Origin of the sequence: Shimia sp. R10_1 (genome assembly GCF_017744095.1) — a bacterium.
Taxonomy (GTDB): Bacteria; Pseudomonadota; Alphaproteobacteria; order Rhodobacterales; family Rhodobacteraceae; genus Shimia.
This window is the reverse complement of the sequence record NZ_JAGHQX010000003.1, coordinates 92,515-108,797: the sequence shown is the minus strand read 5'-3', so window position 1 is coordinate 108,797 and position 16,283 is coordinate 92,515. Positions and strand designations below refer to the sequence as shown.

14 protein-coding genes are annotated in these 16,283 nt (G+C 57.7%); 4 read left to right on the top strand and 10 right to left on the bottom strand.

Going from position 1 to position 16,283, the window contains the following annotated elements:
• Positions 1–93: 93 nt before the first annotated feature.
• The 3 genes from J7413_RS07425 to J7413_RS07415 form a co-directional block, all read right to left on the bottom strand.
• Positions 94–537 (bottom strand): MaoC family dehydratase, encoded by a 444-nt coding sequence (locus tag J7413_RS07425; RefSeq protein WP_209097443.1) that lies wholly within the window; start codon positions 535–537, stop codon positions 94–96.
• A 110-nt stretch (positions 538–647) separates the two neighbouring features.
• Positions 648–1,523 carry a TIGR01459 family HAD-type hydrolase gene (locus J7413_RS07420; RefSeq protein WP_209097442.1) on the bottom strand — a complete coding sequence of 292 codons (876 nt, stop codon included), beginning with the start codon at positions 1,521–1,523 and terminating at the stop codon, positions 648–650.
• A gap of 80 nt (positions 1,524–1,603) precedes the next feature.
• Complete coding sequence (locus J7413_RS07415) at positions 1,604–2,233, bottom strand: hypothetical protein (RefSeq protein WP_209097441.1); 630 nt, start codon at positions 2,231–2,233, stop codon at positions 1,604–1,606.
• Between the two features lie 166 nt (positions 2,234–2,399).
• Here J7413_RS07415 and J7413_RS07410 point away from each other — a divergent pair, with 166 nt between their 5' ends.
• Complete coding sequence (locus J7413_RS07410) at positions 2,400–3,344, top strand: heparin lyase I family protein (protein WP_209097440.1); 945 nt, start codon at positions 2,400–2,402, stop codon at positions 3,342–3,344.
• A gap of 16 nt (positions 3,345–3,360) precedes the next feature.
• On the opposite strand, the gene J7413_RS07405 is transcribed toward J7413_RS07410, so the two are convergent.
• Together J7413_RS07405 and J7413_RS07400 are read right to left on the bottom strand one after the other, a co-directional pair.
• Positions 3,361–4,116, bottom strand: coding sequence for an SDR family oxidoreductase (locus J7413_RS07405; protein ID WP_209097439.1), 756 nt, complete (start codon positions 4,114–4,116; stop codon positions 3,361–3,363).
• 178 nt (positions 4,117–4,294) lie between these two features.
• Entirely contained in the window at positions 4,295–6,265 is a 1,971-nt protein-coding gene (locus tag J7413_RS07400) for a TonB-dependent receptor (RefSeq protein ID WP_209097438.1), read from the bottom strand.
• A gap of 221 nt (positions 6,266–6,486) precedes the next feature.
• Between J7413_RS07400 and J7413_RS20655 the strand changes: the two genes are divergently transcribed.
• On the top strand, positions 6,487–7,383 hold the full coding sequence (locus J7413_RS20655; RefSeq protein ID WP_209097437.1) for a helix-turn-helix transcriptional regulator: 897 nt from the start codon (positions 6,487–6,489) through the stop codon (positions 7,381–7,383).
• A 65-nt stretch (positions 7,384–7,448) separates the two neighbouring features.
• Here the strand turns inward: J7413_RS20655 and tyrS are convergent, their stop codons facing one another.
• Positions 7,449–8,702, bottom strand: a complete 1,254-nt coding sequence (tyrS, locus tag J7413_RS07390) for a tyrosine--tRNA ligase (RefSeq protein WP_209097436.1) — start codon at positions 8,700–8,702, stop codon at positions 7,449–7,451.
• A 188-nt stretch (positions 8,703–8,890) separates the two neighbouring features.
• Here tyrS and J7413_RS07385 point away from each other — a divergent pair, with 188 nt between their 5' ends.
• Positions 8,891–10,672: an alpha/beta fold hydrolase gene (locus J7413_RS07385; protein WP_209097435.1), complete on the top strand. Its 1,782-nt coding sequence runs from the start codon at positions 8,891–8,893 to the stop codon at positions 10,670–10,672.
• Between the two features lie 622 nt (positions 10,673–11,294).
• Entirely contained in the window at positions 11,295–12,404 is a 1,110-nt protein-coding gene (locus tag J7413_RS07380) for an anhydro-N-acetylmuramic acid kinase (RefSeq protein WP_209097434.1), read from the top strand.
• A 6-nt stretch (positions 12,405–12,410) separates the two neighbouring features.
• Here J7413_RS07380 and J7413_RS07375 read toward each other — a convergent pair whose 3' ends face one another.
• The 4 genes from J7413_RS07375 to J7413_RS07360 all read right to left on the bottom strand — a co-directional run bounded on the left by J7413_RS07375 (position 12,411) and on the right by J7413_RS07360 (position 16,187).
• Positions 12,411–13,319: a fatty acid desaturase gene (locus J7413_RS07375; protein WP_209097433.1), complete on the bottom strand. Its 909-nt coding sequence runs from the start codon at positions 13,317–13,319 to the stop codon at positions 12,411–12,413.
• The gene (locus J7413_RS07370) at positions 13,316–13,741 is read right to left on the bottom strand and encodes a cupin domain-containing protein (protein ID WP_209097432.1); all 426 of its coding nucleotides are present in this window, start codon (positions 13,739–13,741) and stop codon (positions 13,316–13,318) included. Before J7413_RS07370 ends, J7413_RS07375 begins: the two co-directional genes overlap by 4 nt.
• Before the next feature lie 131 nt (positions 13,742–13,872).
• Positions 13,873–15,147, bottom strand: a complete 1,275-nt coding sequence (eno, locus tag J7413_RS07365) for a phosphopyruvate hydratase (RefSeq protein ID WP_209097431.1) — start codon at positions 15,145–15,147, stop codon at positions 13,873–13,875.
• Positions 15,148–15,299: 152 nt separating this feature from the next.
• Positions 15,300–16,187, bottom strand: a complete 888-nt coding sequence (locus J7413_RS07360; protein WP_209097430.1) for a DMT family transporter — start codon at positions 16,185–16,187, stop codon at positions 15,300–15,302.
• Between the last annotated feature and the right edge of the window lie 96 nt (positions 16,188–16,283).

Genomic DNA, 16,283 nt, shown 5'->3' with positions numbered 1-16,283 from the left:
AAAGCACAGTTCCTATGTCGCGATGTCAGCCGCCTCTGGTCGCGATCAACAGTCCGTTTGGCATACGGGACAGTCAGTTCTGCCATCGCGTCTTCAATCGAGTTTGCGCGAAGGCGCAAGCACGGTGGCCTCTCCTGCCAGAACTTTTTTGCCATCTACTGTGCATTTGCAATCGAGCCGCACGCGGCGTTTGGACAAGTCGATATCTGTGACCGTGACCGTGGCCACCACTGTGTCATCTGGGCGCACAGGTGCGAGGAACTTCAAAGACTGGCCCATGTAGATGGTGCCATGACCGGGGAGCTGTTCACCAATCACCGCCGAAATGAGCCCTGCGGTCAGCATGCCGTGTGCGATGCGGCCACCAAACATGGTGTCTTTGGCGTAGTCCTCATCCAGATGGACGGGGTTGTGATCTGTGGAGACTGCGGCGAACATCTCGATGTCCTGATCGGATACGGTTTTGCGCACATAGCGCGACATGCCGATTTCCAGATCTTCGATAAAAATGGTGCCACGGGGCAGGTTGTCCAACATGAGGCCTCCACACAGGTTTTAGATTTTCGGCTGCGAAGTAATTTAATGGCAGCAAATCTTGATGATTTGGAACTTTATTACTTCGCAGCTGCAGAAAATCAAGGATTTTATCAGCGCAGTTTGCCGATTGCATACTGTGGACTGACTTGTTCGGCCTCAAGATACGCTTTTAGGGCATCAGGTTCTGGCTGATGGGTGGTTTGCGTTTCTTTTTCCGCCAAGCCGCCAGTGATGAAGAGCGAATCGATATTTTCACCCATGCCACCTGCGATGTCGGTGTGTGGACCATCTCCAATTGCCAGGATGTCGCTGTCTGCGATCGAGACTCCCAGCGCTGCGAGGCGGCGGCGGGCAAGATCGTAGATCGGCGGATGAGGCTTGCCAAAATAGAGGCTTTCGCCGCCCATGTCGGTGTAAAGTTTTGCCAGCGCGCCGGCGCACCATTCCCGGATTTCACCCCGATCCACCACGATGTCTGGGTTGGCGCAGAGCAGCTTCATGCCTTTTTGTTTTGCAAACAGGAAGTCGGGGCGATTGATCTCAACCTCTGCCATCGGATCAAAGGGCCCGCAGCAGACAATGCCCTCGGCCTCAGCCAGCGGCACGCGTTGGATGGTGACTGGGTTCTCAAGGATTTCAAGTGGTTGGAAGAAACCCTCGTCACGTGCGGGCTCTCCCATGAAATAGACCTTTTCGCCCACGGCACCCTGAAACATCGCAGAGCGCGCACTGTCGCCGGAGGTGGCAATTGTGTCATACGCATCCGCTGGTACGCCAAAATCGCCGAGCTGTTCCGCCACACCGGCGCGGGGTTTGGGGGAGTTGGTGACCAGTACCACAATGCCGCCTTTGGCGCGGTAGGCTTGCAGCGCGGCGACAGCCTCAGGATAGGCGGTGACGCCATTGTGGACACAGCCCCAGAGATCGACAAAGAGAGCTTTGTAGCGGTCGGAAATCTCTGCAAGGGAAGTGATGATTTGGGTCATTGTGCTGTCCTGATCGTCTGTTTGGCCAAGGTATGGCAAATGCACATGCAGAGGGCCAGCGATTCCGCGTTGCGGCGAGATCAGCGCAGGTTTGCCGGCAGACGGAGACTGGGGCGGAAGCCGCCGAGCAGCGCAGTGATGCTCGGCGCAGGGGTGAGCACGGTGACGCGGCCTTGTGGGCGTTTGATCGGGGCAGCGTACCCTTCTGGGGTAAAGGGCAACGCCATGTCACCAATCAGCAGGGCAGGTTGGTCGCAGAGCAGGACAAAGGTCGCGTCTGGGAGATTCTGGGCGTCCATCTGGGCACGGTTTTGCTCAAACTTGCGCGGGATGGCACGGGCCGCGTGCAGGTGTTTGTCAAACGCGGGCGCGGAGCCTGTGTGACCGGCGGCAGCGAGATAGGCTTTGTGATCGGCACGGCGGCATTCGGCACAGGGACGGTGACCTGCGGCGAGGGCGACCGCCTCGTCATGAAAGAACAGTTCTGTATAGCGGTTGGGGGCCATGAGGGTGCGGCGGCGGCCTTTGAAAGAGAGCACACAACAGACCCATGCTTTGTGCTGCCAGCGACGATGGGTGAGGGCACCGTGGCTGTGCGCGCTTGTGGCATGCAAGATGCCGCGGTTGCCCATGAGGCTGCCGCGCGCGGGATGGCGCAGAATGTCTCCGGTGGGTTGAACGCGGTTTTGGCGGGGGGATGTGGTGGTCATCGTACGCTCCTCTTTGATCTGAGCATAGCAGCGCCTGTGGCGAATGCGCCCCCCACGAAGTGTCTAGAAGCGATGGTTGCATCGAAATGGATGATGCATCTTTAAGCATGTATCTGTAATGTCTAGAGATATTGTATGGGTTTGGAAAACTAAGAAGATTTGAGAAATGAAGACTTTTTACACAACGACAGCCGCGTTGCGCGCAGTGACTTTTGCGGCCAGTTTGGTTCTTACTGGGGTGCCGGTTTCGGCGGCAGATGTGGGTAAGCCGATCTTGCGACTGACGCGTATTGAAAGCGAAGTGGGGGTAGGGCGTGCCTATGGTTTCAAACGGGTGCGGGACAATGTGCGTTATGGGCGTAAAGCGCAGCGGTTTGAGATCCGGCACGGGGATTGCGGTGGTAACAAATATTGGGACGATTGCACCAACGATCGCCAGAGAATTGAGCGCAAGGAAGACCCCAAGGACCGCATACAGCGGGTGGGATCAAAGGTCTGGTATGGTTGGTCGATGTATTTGGATCCAAATTACCCTGACCTTGGAAAAACCAATGCTGCGTTTGGTCAGGTGAAAATGCGCAACTGGCGTTCACCACTTTGGATGATCAAGTTGAAGAGCGGTCGGCTTAACTTGAACATACAATCGGCCGAAAACTGCTTTCTCGCCCCTTTGTCACAGTTGCGTGGGCGCTGGACGGATTTTGTGTTGTACGCCGACTATTCCCAACGCCCCACCGGGCCGAGCCTGATCCTGTATTTGAATGGTGAGAAGGTCTGCACCTACAACAAGCCTATGGTTACGCCAGCCATGGCTCAGGTTGAAAACGGGCAACTCAACGTCAAATACGGGATTTACAACAGTTATGTCAGCCGCTGGCTGGATCTTAACAAAACCAAGACGGTTGCGCCGCTTGCGCTGGATGATCGTTTTGATTTGTCAGATGGCACGCGTGGGAAATCCGGGAGCCCCGCAGCGGAGCCCTTTGCCTATGATTGGGGCGTGAAGCTGCCGACGCAGGTCGTGTATTACGATGAGATGCGCTATGGCACCCGGCGGGATCAGGTGGATGTGCGCATGATTGAAGCGCGTGGGGGCAAGCCGGCGGATTGACCCGCCCCAAAAGGCATTACTGCATTCTGAGGGCGCCGTCGATGCGGATGACTTCGCCGTTGAGGTAGCCGTTTTCCACGATGAAACCAGCAAGGCGGGCGTATTCAGACGGGTCGCCCAGACGTTTGGGGCAGGTGACATCGGCAGCGAGCTGATCCTGCACCTCTTGGGGCAGGCCCTGCAGCATGGGGGTGAGGAAGATGCCCGGCGCGATCGCCATGACGCGGATGCCGGAGCGGGCGAGATCGCGCGCCATTGGCAGAGACAGGCCAACAATGCCGCCTTTGGAGGCGGCGTATGCGGCCTGGCCGCGCTGGCCGTCCATGGCGGCAATGGAGGCGGTGTTGATGATCACGCCGCGCGCGCCATCGGCTTCTGCTTCGTTTTCCGCAATCACCTCAGCGGCCAGTCGGGCGACGTTAAAAGAGCCGACAAGGTTGATGTCGATGGTTTGTTGAAAGGTGCTGAGCGGGTGGGGGCCTTTTTTGCCAATGGTGGCGGCGGCCGGTGCGATGCCCGCGCAGTTTACCGCAGCGGTGATGGTGCCCATGGCCGCTTTGGCGGCTGCGATGGCGGCAGCCACGCTGGCTTCGTCCGTGACATCGGTTTTATGAAAGGATCCGCCAAGTTCGGCGGCGATTTCCTGACCGCGCGCTTCGTTGAGATCAAACAGGGCCACTTTGGCACCATTGGCGGCAAAATGGCGAGCGGTGGCCTCTCCAAGGCCGGAAGCGCCACCAGTGATTACGGCGCAGGTTTGATCGAGTTTCATGGGCGGGCTCCTCCAGACCGTAAATGAACGTGTGTTCAAATAAACTGCTTATGGCGGATGTGTCCAGTGTTAAGCAGGGCGCTGTGCAGCCTTTTGCGCAGCGGGCAAAATGTGCGCCCAACTAGAAAAGGCCCGCGCGGGTGGCGGGCCTTTCGGTTGGCAGTCAAAGATGGCTGGATCAGAACCGCATTGTGGCGGTCAGCGCAATGGTGCGGCCCGGCTCGTTCATTGGGATCGCGCGACCTGTCGTGTTGCCCGCAGAGTCATTTGCGCGTGCCACATAGGTTTCATCTAAGAGGTTGCGCAGATCCAGGCGGATGCGCAGGTTGTCCAGGGATGGCGGGACATATTCGGCATAGGCGTTCCAGACCGAATAGGAGTCCATGTTGGCTTTGCTATACTCTGGTGCGATTTCGGCTGTGCCGCCGATGGTCCAGCCATGTCCAGGTTGCCATGCGGATTCCAGCGCGACGATGCTGCCCAGTGGGCGGCCTAGGTAGTAAGCGGTGGAGCTGATGGTATCGCCGTTTTCTGTGACATCTGCGAAGGTGTAGTTCAGCCGTGCAAATCCGCTGTCCCAGAAGTATGCGAGCGAGCCGTCAAAACCCTGCGTTTCAACATCTGTGGTTGCGCCACGCGCGCCGCCGCGGGGCAAGACCGCCGCAAGATCATTAATCTCTGTGTAAAACAGCGCGCCGCTTGCAACCCATGGGCCATTGTCAAAGCGCAGTCCAAGACGGGCGCTGTTGCTGCGCGAGCTGTCAAAGCCATCATAGGTCCATGGGGTAAAGAAGTTGATGATCGTGGCTTCGCCCAGAGCATAGCCGCCAAAAGTTGAGGCCACACCCGCGTTTAAGGACCAGTTGTCAGACAGGATGTAGTCAATCGCGGCGTTGGCGCTGAGACCTGTTTCGGAAAATTCAGAGCCGTCTGCGCCTGTGAAGTCCTGATAGTCGATGCGGCCGCCGTAGGACACGGAGAGCCGGTCAGAGAGATCCTGACGGGCCTGAGCAAAGAGGCCAATGTTGCGGGTGTCTTCTTTGCCACCAAAGGCAAATGTGGGAACGCCGCTGTCTGTGCGGCCTTCGGCTTTCTCATCAAAGAAATCGATCCCGGCGTCTACGGTGCCATTTGACAGGGCAAAGGTGTTTTTGAAGGTGCCGCTGAAACTGGTGTTCTGACCCCAGCCGCTGCCGGCTTCGATTTCTTGCTCGTTGTAAGCAATTTGGAAGAACGGATCGAACCAGCCCTGCGGATCATCCTGCGTATACGTCAGGCTGTAGGAGGTACGGCGCGCCAATGCGTCGATGATCATGTTTGGGCCGCTGGTCAGACCGCTGAAGTCAGGACGGGTGAACACAAACGGGCCCGGACCCCGCTGCGCAGCACGTGCGCCGGTGTCGCGGGTTTCTGAGGCAGAGAACGCCACGCGGTGACCGGTTTCTGAGGTGTAGGAGAATTTGGCGAGATAGTCGCTGATGTCCGGTTCTGTGCCTTCAATGGTTGTGCCGGAGCCGTCTTTGTAATCGCTCCCGTTTTGCTGTGCGCCGTGAAGAACGTAGTCAAATCCACCAGACTGACCGTAAAGCGTCAGAGCCGAGCGCAGTCCAAACCCATTGTCGCCGCCGCCCAGAGTGACTTTGCCGCCAAAACTGTCGCCTGCCTCAAGCAAGTCGGCTGCGTCTTTGGTGGTGTAAGCAATGGAGCCGCCCAGGCCGCCGGGTCCTTCATCGGCAGGGGCCAGACCAGAGGAAATCTCCACAGCTTTCAGGAGGCCGGGGTCAATCAGCACATTGCCGGTATGGTGGAAGGCCGATTTGTTTTGCCGCGCACCGTCGATTGTCACGCTGAGCAGACTTTCTTCGATGCCGTTTACAAAGACCTTTTTGGCGATCGCTGCACCGCCGCTGACGCTGATTGCAGATTCGCCATCAAAAACATCGCTGATGGACGCAGGGTTGCGCCGTTCGATGTCCTCTTCGGATACCTCGTGGTTGCCCAACACTGACTGCGCATCATCGGATTCGATGCGAATGTCTTCAAGTTCAAACAATTCGCCTGTGTCTTGTGCCGAGGCTGCACCCGCCAGAAGCGGGGTGCACAGCGCCGTGGATGCCAAAAGACTCAGACGCACCAAAGGATGGGCCATGATTTGTCCCCTCATTTTATTGACTATTATTGTCAGGTAACTAGAGTGCTGAGTGAACTTTCGCCAGATGGCCATCTTTGTGGTCTGTTCACAAACCTTTGCGAACTGACCAGAATGTGCTGTCGAGCTCTATACCTCACAAAGGGTTTGCTTAGAGCTCGCATATGTCACACGCCTCACTTCAGTCTCTCAGATGCGCTTCGAACGATGAGCGCCTTGAATTGTTTCATCAAAAGGACAGCCCCAGCGACCGGATCTTTGACGGGTCGGTGACGGCTGTAGAGTTCCGCGAAGGATTTGGCCTGCATACGTTGAACGCGCGTGCGCGCCGGCCTTTTGAAATGTCCACCGTGCGCAAGCCTGGGGCGGTTCTCTTGTGTTTTCTGGAAGGAACAACTGAGGCGTGGCTGGATGGGCGCCCCATGAAGGTGGGACGGCGCAAGGGGGCCCCTGTGAAGTTTGCGTTTTCTTCGATTGATGAGCCCATGCGGTTTGAACGCCGTAGTAAGCCGGATGAATATGTACGCAAGATCAGCGTGATGCTGTCGCATGATTGGTTGGAGGCCTATGGGATTTCGGTGCCAGACAGCTCTGCCGAAGCACGATTGAGTGGTCAGGTCATAGAGTGGGCTGCGGACCATCAGGATCTGGCTCTGCTGGAAGACTTGGCCTCACATGTCAATTTCGCGGATCCATTCGCCAAGCTGGATGCAGAGGCGAGCGTGTTGAAGCTGCTGTCGTCCAGTTTCAAGAAAATGGGGGGGCATCAGAACGAAGCAGCGCTGACCTCTCGCGAACAGGCGCAATTGGCGCGGTTTACCGAGCTTGCGCTGCTGCCTGGGCCGATGCCGAGATTGACGGAACTGGCACGGGGAAGCGGCTTGAGCGCCTCGTCTCTGCGCAGATTGATCCAAAAAGAGCACGGCTGTGCGCCGTTGCATTTCGCCAAAAAACTCCGTCTGACGATAGCGCGCGACAAGATTTCAAATGGTCAGATGTCCGTGGCCGAGGCCGCCGAATTTTCTGGGTTCCGTTCTGCTGAGAACTTTGCGACCGCCTTTTCGCGCGCGTTTGGCGCGCCGCCTTCGCATTTTAGGCGCGCGACACACACTTTTTGAAGCGCCTTCATAAGAAAGGCCCGCAGGAAGTGCGGGCCTTTAACGTCTAGAAAATTACTGTTTCCTTAGCCGTCGAGCTGCACCAAGGCGTGGCGCTTTTTGCCGGCTGACAGTTTGATTGGAGCGGCCAACGCGGCTGCGTCGATCATCAACCCGGCGTCTGTCAGAGGGGCGTCATCAAGCTTCGCGCCGTTTTCTTTGATCAGGCGCTTGGCGTCTTTGCCGGATTTTGCGAGGCCGGATTTCACGATCAGCTGCACGATGGAGATGCCGTCGCCGAGGTCCTCGGAGGTGAGGGTCACGGTGGGAAGATCATCGCCAACGCCGCCCTTTTCGAAAACTTCGCGTGCGGTGGCTTCGGCTGTAGCGGCGGCCTCTGCGCCGTGGCACAGGGTGGTCACCGCATTGGCGAGAATAATTTTCGCCTCATTGATTTCGCTGCCCGTCAGCGCGCCGAGACGGTTGCACTCCTCCACCGGCATTTCGGTGTAGAGCTTGAGGAAGCGACCGACGTCAGCATCGGTGGTGTTGCGCCAGAACTGCCAGAACTCATAAGGGCTGCGCATATCCGCATTGAGCCAGATCGCGCCATCGGCGGTTTTGCCCATTTTCTTGCCATCAGAGGTGGTCAGCAGCGGCGAGGTGAGACCAAACAGGCCGCCCTCATCCACACGGCGGGTGAGGTCGATGCCGTTGACGATGTTGCCCCATTGATCGGAGCCGCCAAACTGCACCAGACAGCCGTAGCGGCGGTTGAGCTCCAGGAAGTCATAGGCCTGCAGGATCATGTAGTTGAATTCGAGGAAGGACAGGGATTGTTCCCGATCCAGGCGTGATTTCACGCTCTCAAAGGACAACATGCGGTTCACCGAGAAGTGGCGGCCGATGTCGCGCAGGAATTCGAGGTAGTTCAGATCGTCGAGCCATTCGGCATTGTTGAGCATCAGCGCATCTGTGTCTCCATCGCCGTAGTCGAGGTATTTGGCGAAGACTTTTTTGATGCCGGCGATGTTGTCGTCGATCTGGGCATTGTTGAGCAGCGGGCGCTCATCAGCGCGGAAGGACGGATCGCCCACCTTGGTGGTGCCCCCGCCCATCAGAGTGATTGGCTTGTGGCCGGTTTTCTGCAACCAGCGCAGCATCATGATCTGGATGAGCGAGCCGACGTGCAAGGATTTTGCCGTGGCATCAAAGCCGATATAGCCGGGAACCACGCCGGCACAGAGAGCTTTGTCAAAGCCTTCATAATCTGTGCAATCGGCCACAAAGCCGCGCTCAAGCATCACGGTGAGGAAATCCGATTTGGGCTGGTAGGTCATACGTCCACTCATCTGTTCAAGGTTTGCCCCCTCCTAGCACCTTGGGCGCGAAGTTGTAAGCGCTCTTTATAGGTGGCAGATGGGCTTTGGCGCAGCGATTTTGACTCAATGGTCAGGATTGTCCGACTGTAGCGCCCTTTTGATTTTCGGTATGAAAACACATTGATTTTGTTTTGTTGTTGGGATGCATGGTTCGAGATTTCGATCAATTGACCCATTTGGTTTATGAAGCGGCTTTGGACAACTCTTTGTGGCCGGAGCTTGTACTTGAGCTGACTGAAATTCTTCAGCCGGCATTGGATGAGGACGCGCTGATCGCGGATGCCGATGGGCCAAAGGCGCACAAGAGCGGTGCAACACTGCCCACAACAGATGCTTCTGCATTGGAGCATCTTTCGCAGCATGTGCGGCGGGCGTTTCAGATTTCAGAGCGCATTGTTGGTCTGCAAGAGCAACAAAGCAACCTGTCTTCGGTCTTGAACAGTTTCTCTTTCGGTATTGCACTGCTGGATGAAGAAGGGGGTGTTTTGCTCTCCAATCATGCAATGCAGGATGTGTTGCCGCTTACGCCACTGATGGCACAGGAACACTTGCTGCTCCCTATGGAAGGCGGGGCGCCGCAGGGGCTGGCACAGGCGTTGCGCTGTGTGCGCAAAACCGGCCAGGCCAGTGCCTTTCACACAGGTCGTGGGCAGGCAGCCAATGTGGTGTTGCTGCCCAGAGAGGACGCCGCCCGGATTGGGTTTCCACCGCATGCCGCCAATGTCATATTGGCTTCAGATGGGTGTAACGCGGCCGGGATTGCGTTTTTTGCCCAGTCTCACGGCTTGACCCGACGGGAGGCCGAGGTCCTGCGCCACATTGGCTTGCCCGGCGATCTGCGTGAGATTGCGGTGCAAATGGGCGTTTCTTACGAGACTGCACGGACCTATCTGAAGAGAATCTATGAGAAAACCAACACGGGCAGTCGCAGTGAGCTGGCGGCAGTCCTGGCAGGTTCCCCATTAAAAGTGGTGCGAGAGGCGATGCCTCAGGACAGGCGCGCATCACAGGTGCGCCGCAGCATCATTTTGGCAGATGGGCGCAAACTTGAGTACTTTCGTCTGGGAGCAGAAGACGCCAAACCTGTTTTGGTGTTTGACGCGCTGGCGGGGGTGACAATTGATGTGCTGGGATTTCCAGACCGCTGTCATGCCATATTGGAGCGGCTGAACGTGCAGGTGATTTGCCCCTGTCGCCCCGGCAGTTTCTTGTCTGATCCTGCGCCAATGGAAAGTCTGCGGGATTTTGCTGACGACGTGGCTGCGTTGTTGGATCAACTGGGATTGGCAAGAGTGGGGGCGATGTCTGTGTCCTATGGCAACGGCTCTGCCTTGGCGATTGCCCATGAGTTAAAAGGCCGCGTGACCAAACTTGTGATGTCTTCAGCGTGCTATCCGAACTATCGACATGAAAACTGGCGTGAGTTGGATCAGTTTTATCATATGTCGGCCATCTTGGGGCGGTACTGGCCATCCATGCTGCGTCAAATCATTCCTTTCCTTGTGCGTTCGATTTTGCAGAATGCGGATCGCTATTTCGACCGATATTGCAAACGCGCAAAAAGCGTTGATGACATTCGATTGTTGTCCCATCCAGTGATCCGCAAACGCACAGCGGACATGCTGGCTTTGCGCACGGCTGCGGGTATGCGGGGTATGGTGGAGGAAAACGTTCTGAATGTGCAGGGGTGGGATTTCGATGTGGCGACCATTGAGGTGCCCGTCGAGATTTTTCAGGGCCCGGATGACAATGTTGCACCCTTGAAAGGGGCGCAGGCGCTTTGCGCAGAGTTGCCTAATGCGCAGCTTACGGTATTGGCGGGCAGAGGGCATTATCATCATATTGAAAACTGGCCCTGGCTGATTGCCCGTGCGGCTGGTGCTGAGCTGGATGTCGGTGCGACTATTTACGAGATTCCAGACCTTTAGGCGGTTTGTCCCCAATTGGGGATAGGGGGGAAAGCTGGGGTCATTTAAGCACTGTATCAGTGAAGAAAGAGCACCATATTTTAGAAGGTGTGTTTTGTTGTGTTAGAGTTCATTTTTTATGTTTTACATGCTTTCCCTGTTTCGATCTTCACCGTCTTCGGCGCATTGGGATTTTTACTCTATTTGACCAATTATATTTTGATCTCATTCCACATGATCAGCAGTCAGAACATCAGGTTTTTGCCCTCATTATTTTTGAGGCGATGCTTGTGTTGTTTGGGCTTTGGCTCGGTTTCAATCTTGGGTCGTTTCCGTTTCAAGTGTTCTGGATCTGCGTTGGTTTTGCGGCCATTGGGGGCAGGATGAAGCTGAATTCAAACTATCAAAACGGAGGCAACTAATTCCCTCTGTCTGTGTCTTTCGGGATCCCCAACTTGCCCGAACCGACAGAGTGCCAGATGTTTTGTTTCCACGCCTTGGTGATTGGCCTGAGACAGGTGCCCGTGCTCTGCCTTTCATCAAGGCGTGTTTTTTTTGTTGTGGCGTGGTGGGGCGCTGATCCTTTATGAGTTGGCCAAACCGGCGCATAAGCCGGGCGCTGAGGTGAGCGGAAGGATCAGGCATGGCGAAAGGTCAGGGAGCTGACGCGGTTCAGGTGGCGCTGGGCGCCATGTCCGGCACGTCTTTGGATGGGGTTGATGCCGCTGTGGTGGAAACCGACGGCGTCACAATTCATAGCTTTGGACCCAGTGAGTATCGGGCCTATTCTGCAGATGAACAGGCTGTGTTGACCAAGGCGCTGGGCCATTGGGGCGGCGTTGAAGCGACGGCAGCTGCCAAGGTCATTGAGGCGGCACATGCAGAGGTTCTGGGCCGGTTTGAAGAGATTGATCTGATTGGCTTTCACGGTCAGACGCTTGCGCATGAGCCACGGGGCCGTGGCACGTGCCAGGTGGGCGACGGGCAGGCGCTGTCTGAGGCGCTGGGTGTGCCTGTGGTCTGGGATTTCCGCAGTGCTGACGTGGAGTTGGGGGGAGAAGGCGCACCGCTTGCGCCGTTTTTTCATTTTGCCTGTGCCAAGTGGTTTGGCGCCTGTGAGCCGGTGGCGTTTTTGAACCTGGGCGGTGTTGGCAACATCACATGGGTGGATCCGCGCAAAGAGGGGCCAGAGGCAGAGGGGGCTTTGCTAGCGTTTGACACCGGGCCGGCAAATGCGCCGCTGAATGATTTGCTGCGTGCACGGCGTGGATTGGCGTTTGACGAAGGCGGGAAGATTGCCGCGCAGGGCACCGTGGCCACGGGCGCGCTGGAGTTGTTTTTGCAAGAGGCCTACTTCTCGCGTATGCCGCCCAAGTCTCTGGACCGGAATGACTTTCCGGAAATGATGGATCTGGTGCGCGAGCTGTCTGATGCAGATGCGGCGGCCACGATGACAGCCATGTGTGCCGCCAGTGTCGTGCAGGGGATGGTACATTGTCCGGTGCCGCCAAGCCGCGTGTTGGTGACCGGAGGCGGGCGGCACAATCCGGTGCTGATGGAGATGCTGCGTGTGTCGCTGGACTGTCCGGTGGTGCCCGTGGAGGATGTGGGACTGGATGGCGACATGCTGGAGGCGCAGGCCTTTGCCTATCTGGCGGTGCGTGTGGCGCGCGGCCTTCCGACCTCTGCGCCAAGTACAACGGGTGTGATGGCGATGGTGGGCGGCGGCACGGTGAGTGTGCCGCAGGGGTGAGCCCGTCTACCGCCCGGACGTCAGGCCAGATTGGTATTCGCTATGAAAGGCCGCGTAGCCACCTGACGTGCTCTGCAGATGCACCTTTAGATCTTCATGCAGTGCTGGGAGTTGGTGGAAAGGCACGTTTGGGAAGGCGTGATGCTCTGCGTGATAGGGCATGTTCCAGGCCATAAAACGCACCAGACGATTGGTGTGAGTGGTACGGGAGTTTTCCAGCATATTTGCCACTGGCGGGCAGCGGCCGTGCTCTGCCAAAAGATAGGCGCGCAGGAAAGGCTGGCCAATCAGGCTGGGCATAATCCAGATCCAGAAAATGAGTGGCGAGACCAGTAGGCTGGCAAAGACAAGGAAGTAGAGCGCGAGTAGAATGCGGGCCTCGCTGCGCATGGCGGCGTGTTTGCGGGCTGGCAGATAGGGGGCGTCAAGCGTGCCAAAGGCGTTCTGAAGAAGCGTTTTTACCGCTGCTTGCCAGTAGCTTAGGCCGGAGAGATAAAGCAGATAACTGCGCCATGTGTCCGGGCGGGGGCCGCCCGCCAGCTCCGGGTCGCGCTGGGGATCATTGGTGAATTTGTGATGTGCCATGTGAAAGGCGCGAAACCATGTGAAAGGCAGTATCAGCGGCAGAGCGCAGGCGTGGCCCACCGCACGGTTGATCCAGCGGGTGGCAAACGGCGTGTCGTGGGTGCATTCGTGGCTGAGCGTGAAGAGAAACACCAAGAGCACGCCGAGCGGCAGGAGCATCAGCGGCCAGAGCGGGGCGCGCAGGCCGACCCAGAGGGCACAGAGGACAAGCGCGCCGAGATAGAGCGCGAGGTGACGCAGGCCTGCGGCGTCAGAGCGGGTTTGCAGCACGCTGCGGCGGTCCGGCGTAAGGCGCGCAAGGGCCTCCTTGTGGCTCAGCGGTACGCTCATCGCGGGATGTCAAAGCCGGGGGCCGCGAGCTCAAAGCCTTCGAATTGGAAAGCGGGGGAGACCGTGCAGCCGACAAGGGTCCAGTCGCCCGTGCTGCGTGCGGCCTGCCAGTGATGGGGTGGCACGATGTGCTGTGGCAGCTGGCCTGCAGCGAGATCCGGGCCGAGGGTCAGATCTTGCGCCGGGCCAGCGCCAGTTTCCGAGAGCGACAGGATCAGCGGCGCGCCCGCGTAATAGTGCCAGATTTCGGCGGCATCGACGCGGTGCCAATGTGAGACCTCACCTGCCTTCAGCAGGAAATAGATCGCTGTGCCAGCGGGGCGTGTGCCCTCTGGAGCGTCGGCGATCCATGTCTGGCGGTAGTGGCCGCCCTCTGGGTGCGGGGCGAGGTTGAGCTGGGCGATGATTTGATCGGCGGTCATTTGGGTAAGTCCAATTTCTTTTGGCTCCATAGGGCCATATGCAGCGCAAAGCGCAAGAAAAAAGGCGGCTCATGGAGCCGCCTTTCATCACCGATTTCGATGGCGGTGCGCAGTGAATGCGCACCCTACGGTTATTTCAAGATCGAACGGCCTGCGTATTCGGCGGTTTCGCCCAGCGCTTCTTCGATGCGGATCAACTGGTTGTATTTCGCCAGACGGTCAGAGCGGGACAGGGAGCCGGTTTTGATCTGGCCGCAGTTGGTGGCCACGGCGAGGTCGGCGATGGTGGCGTCTTCGGTTTCGCCAGAACGGTGGGACATCACGTTTGTGTAGCGCGCGCGGTGGGCCATATCGACAGCCTTCAGCGTTTCGGTCAGGGAGCCGATCTGGTTCACTTTCACCAGCATGGAGTTGGCCACGCCTTGCGCAATGCCGTCTGCCAGACGGGTTGGGTTGGTCACAAATAGATCGTCACCCACCAGCTGCACCTTGTCACCGATCATGTCGGTCAGCAGTTTCCAGCCTTCCCAGTCGTCTTCGTCCATACCGTCTTCGATGGAGATGATGGGGTAGTCGTTGCAGAGGTCTGCGAGGTATTGCGCGTTTTCTGCAGATGTCAGGGATTTGCCTTCGCCGACCATCTCGTATTTGCCGTCTTTGTAATACTCAGAAGAGGCGCAATCGAGGGCGAGGTAGATGTCTTCGCCCAGTTTGTAGCCGGCTTTTTCAACGGAGGTTTTGATGAAGTCCAGCGCGACGCGGGTGCTTTCCAGTGCTGGAGCAAAGCCGCCCTCGTCGCCGATGCCGGTGTTGTAGCCTGCTGCAGACAGTTCTTTTTTCAGGGTGTGGAACACTTCAGCGCCCATGCGGATGGCTTCGCGGATATTGGCCGCAGAGACAGGCATGATCATGAATTCCTGAATGTCGATCGGGTTGTCGGCGTGCTCGCCGCCGTTGATGATGTTCATCATTGGAACCGGCAGTACGCGCGCGGAGGTGCCGCCCACATAGCGGAAGAGGGGTTGTGCGGTGTGATCTGCGGCGGCTTTGGCGGCTGCGAGTGACACGCCGAGGATGGCGTTGGCGCCAAGGCGGCCCTTGTTTGGGGTGCCGTCGAGTTCGATCATTGCGGTGTCAATGGCGACCTGCTCAGTCACGTCCATGCCCACCAGAGCTTCGGCGATTTCACCGTTCACGGCGTTGACCGCCTCAAGCACGCCTTTGCCCATGTAGCGGGATTTGTCGCCATCACGCTTTTCAACTGCTTCATGTGCGCCGGTGGAAGCGCCTGATGGGACAGCGGCGCGGCCCATGGTGCCGTCTTCGAGGATCACGTCGACTTCGACGGTGGGGTTGCCGCGGCTGTCGAGAATTTCACGGGCGAAGATATCAATGATGGTGCTCATCTTGGGGGTCCCTGCACTGGTCAATTGTTGAGGCAGCTATAGCAGGGCAGGCCCAAAAGTAAACGGCATTTGGTAGCGCTAACGGTGGTTTTTCTTGAGGTTAGGGCTAACAGTTAGGCCGCGTTGCTTTTTGAGCGCTTTCCTAAAGGCGATCAAGCGCTTTGGGCTGTGCGGTGGGTTTGGGCGAGCCGCTGTTCGCGCAAGAAGGTGAAGAGACCCGACCCAATGATCAGGCTTGCCCCAAGCAGCGTGAGCATGTCGGGGCGCTCTGAAAACACCAGCATACCGATCAGGATGGAAAACAGCAGGCGAGAGTAGCGGAAGGGCGCAACAACGGATGCTTCGCCAATGCGCAGGGCGGTAACGACGCCCCAATAGCCCGCCGCGCCAAAAACAACGGCACCTGCAAACATTAAGAGATGCGAGTGGCTGAGAGCTTCATAAGTGCTGGTGTTTAGCATTTGCAGCAACATCCCAGCAGGGATCAGCGATGCAAAACTCTGGAAAGAAACCACGAAGGACGAGACAGAGGCATCAATTCTGCGGGTGATTAAATCGCGGACAGCAACGGCCAGCACAGCGCCCAGCACCAATAGGGCGTTGGGATCAAAGCCAGCAGTGCCGGGGCGGATGATCAGCATCACGCCGAAGAAACCAACAAGGATCGCAGTGAGGCGCCGCCAGCCGACGGCCTCGCCAAGGAAAAGTGCTGCGCCAAGTGTGATCACCAGCGGCAGGGTTTGGAACACCGCGGCCACAGTAGAGAGATCAACCCGCGCAAGGGCTGTGGCAAAGAGCACAGCGCCAAGGGCCTCGGACAGCGTGCGCAACATCATGATGGGCGACCAGGCCGCTGGTGCAAAAATCCGATCACGGCGCGCGATAGCGAGGATTGCAAAAACGCTGCCAGATCCGATCCCCAGCGACATCAAGATTTGGCCGACAGGCAGGCTGGCCGAAAGCGCCTTGATGAACATGTCCTCAAGCGTGAAGCCAAGCATGGCTGCAATGATGATGAGAATGCCGTGTACGTTGTGCATGGGGGAGCCTGTGCCGCGCGAGTGTCCTGGCAGCAGTGGCGTGTCGGCGAGTTGTCGGCAAGTCAGAACGCGACACAGGCCCATTCATTTTGATGA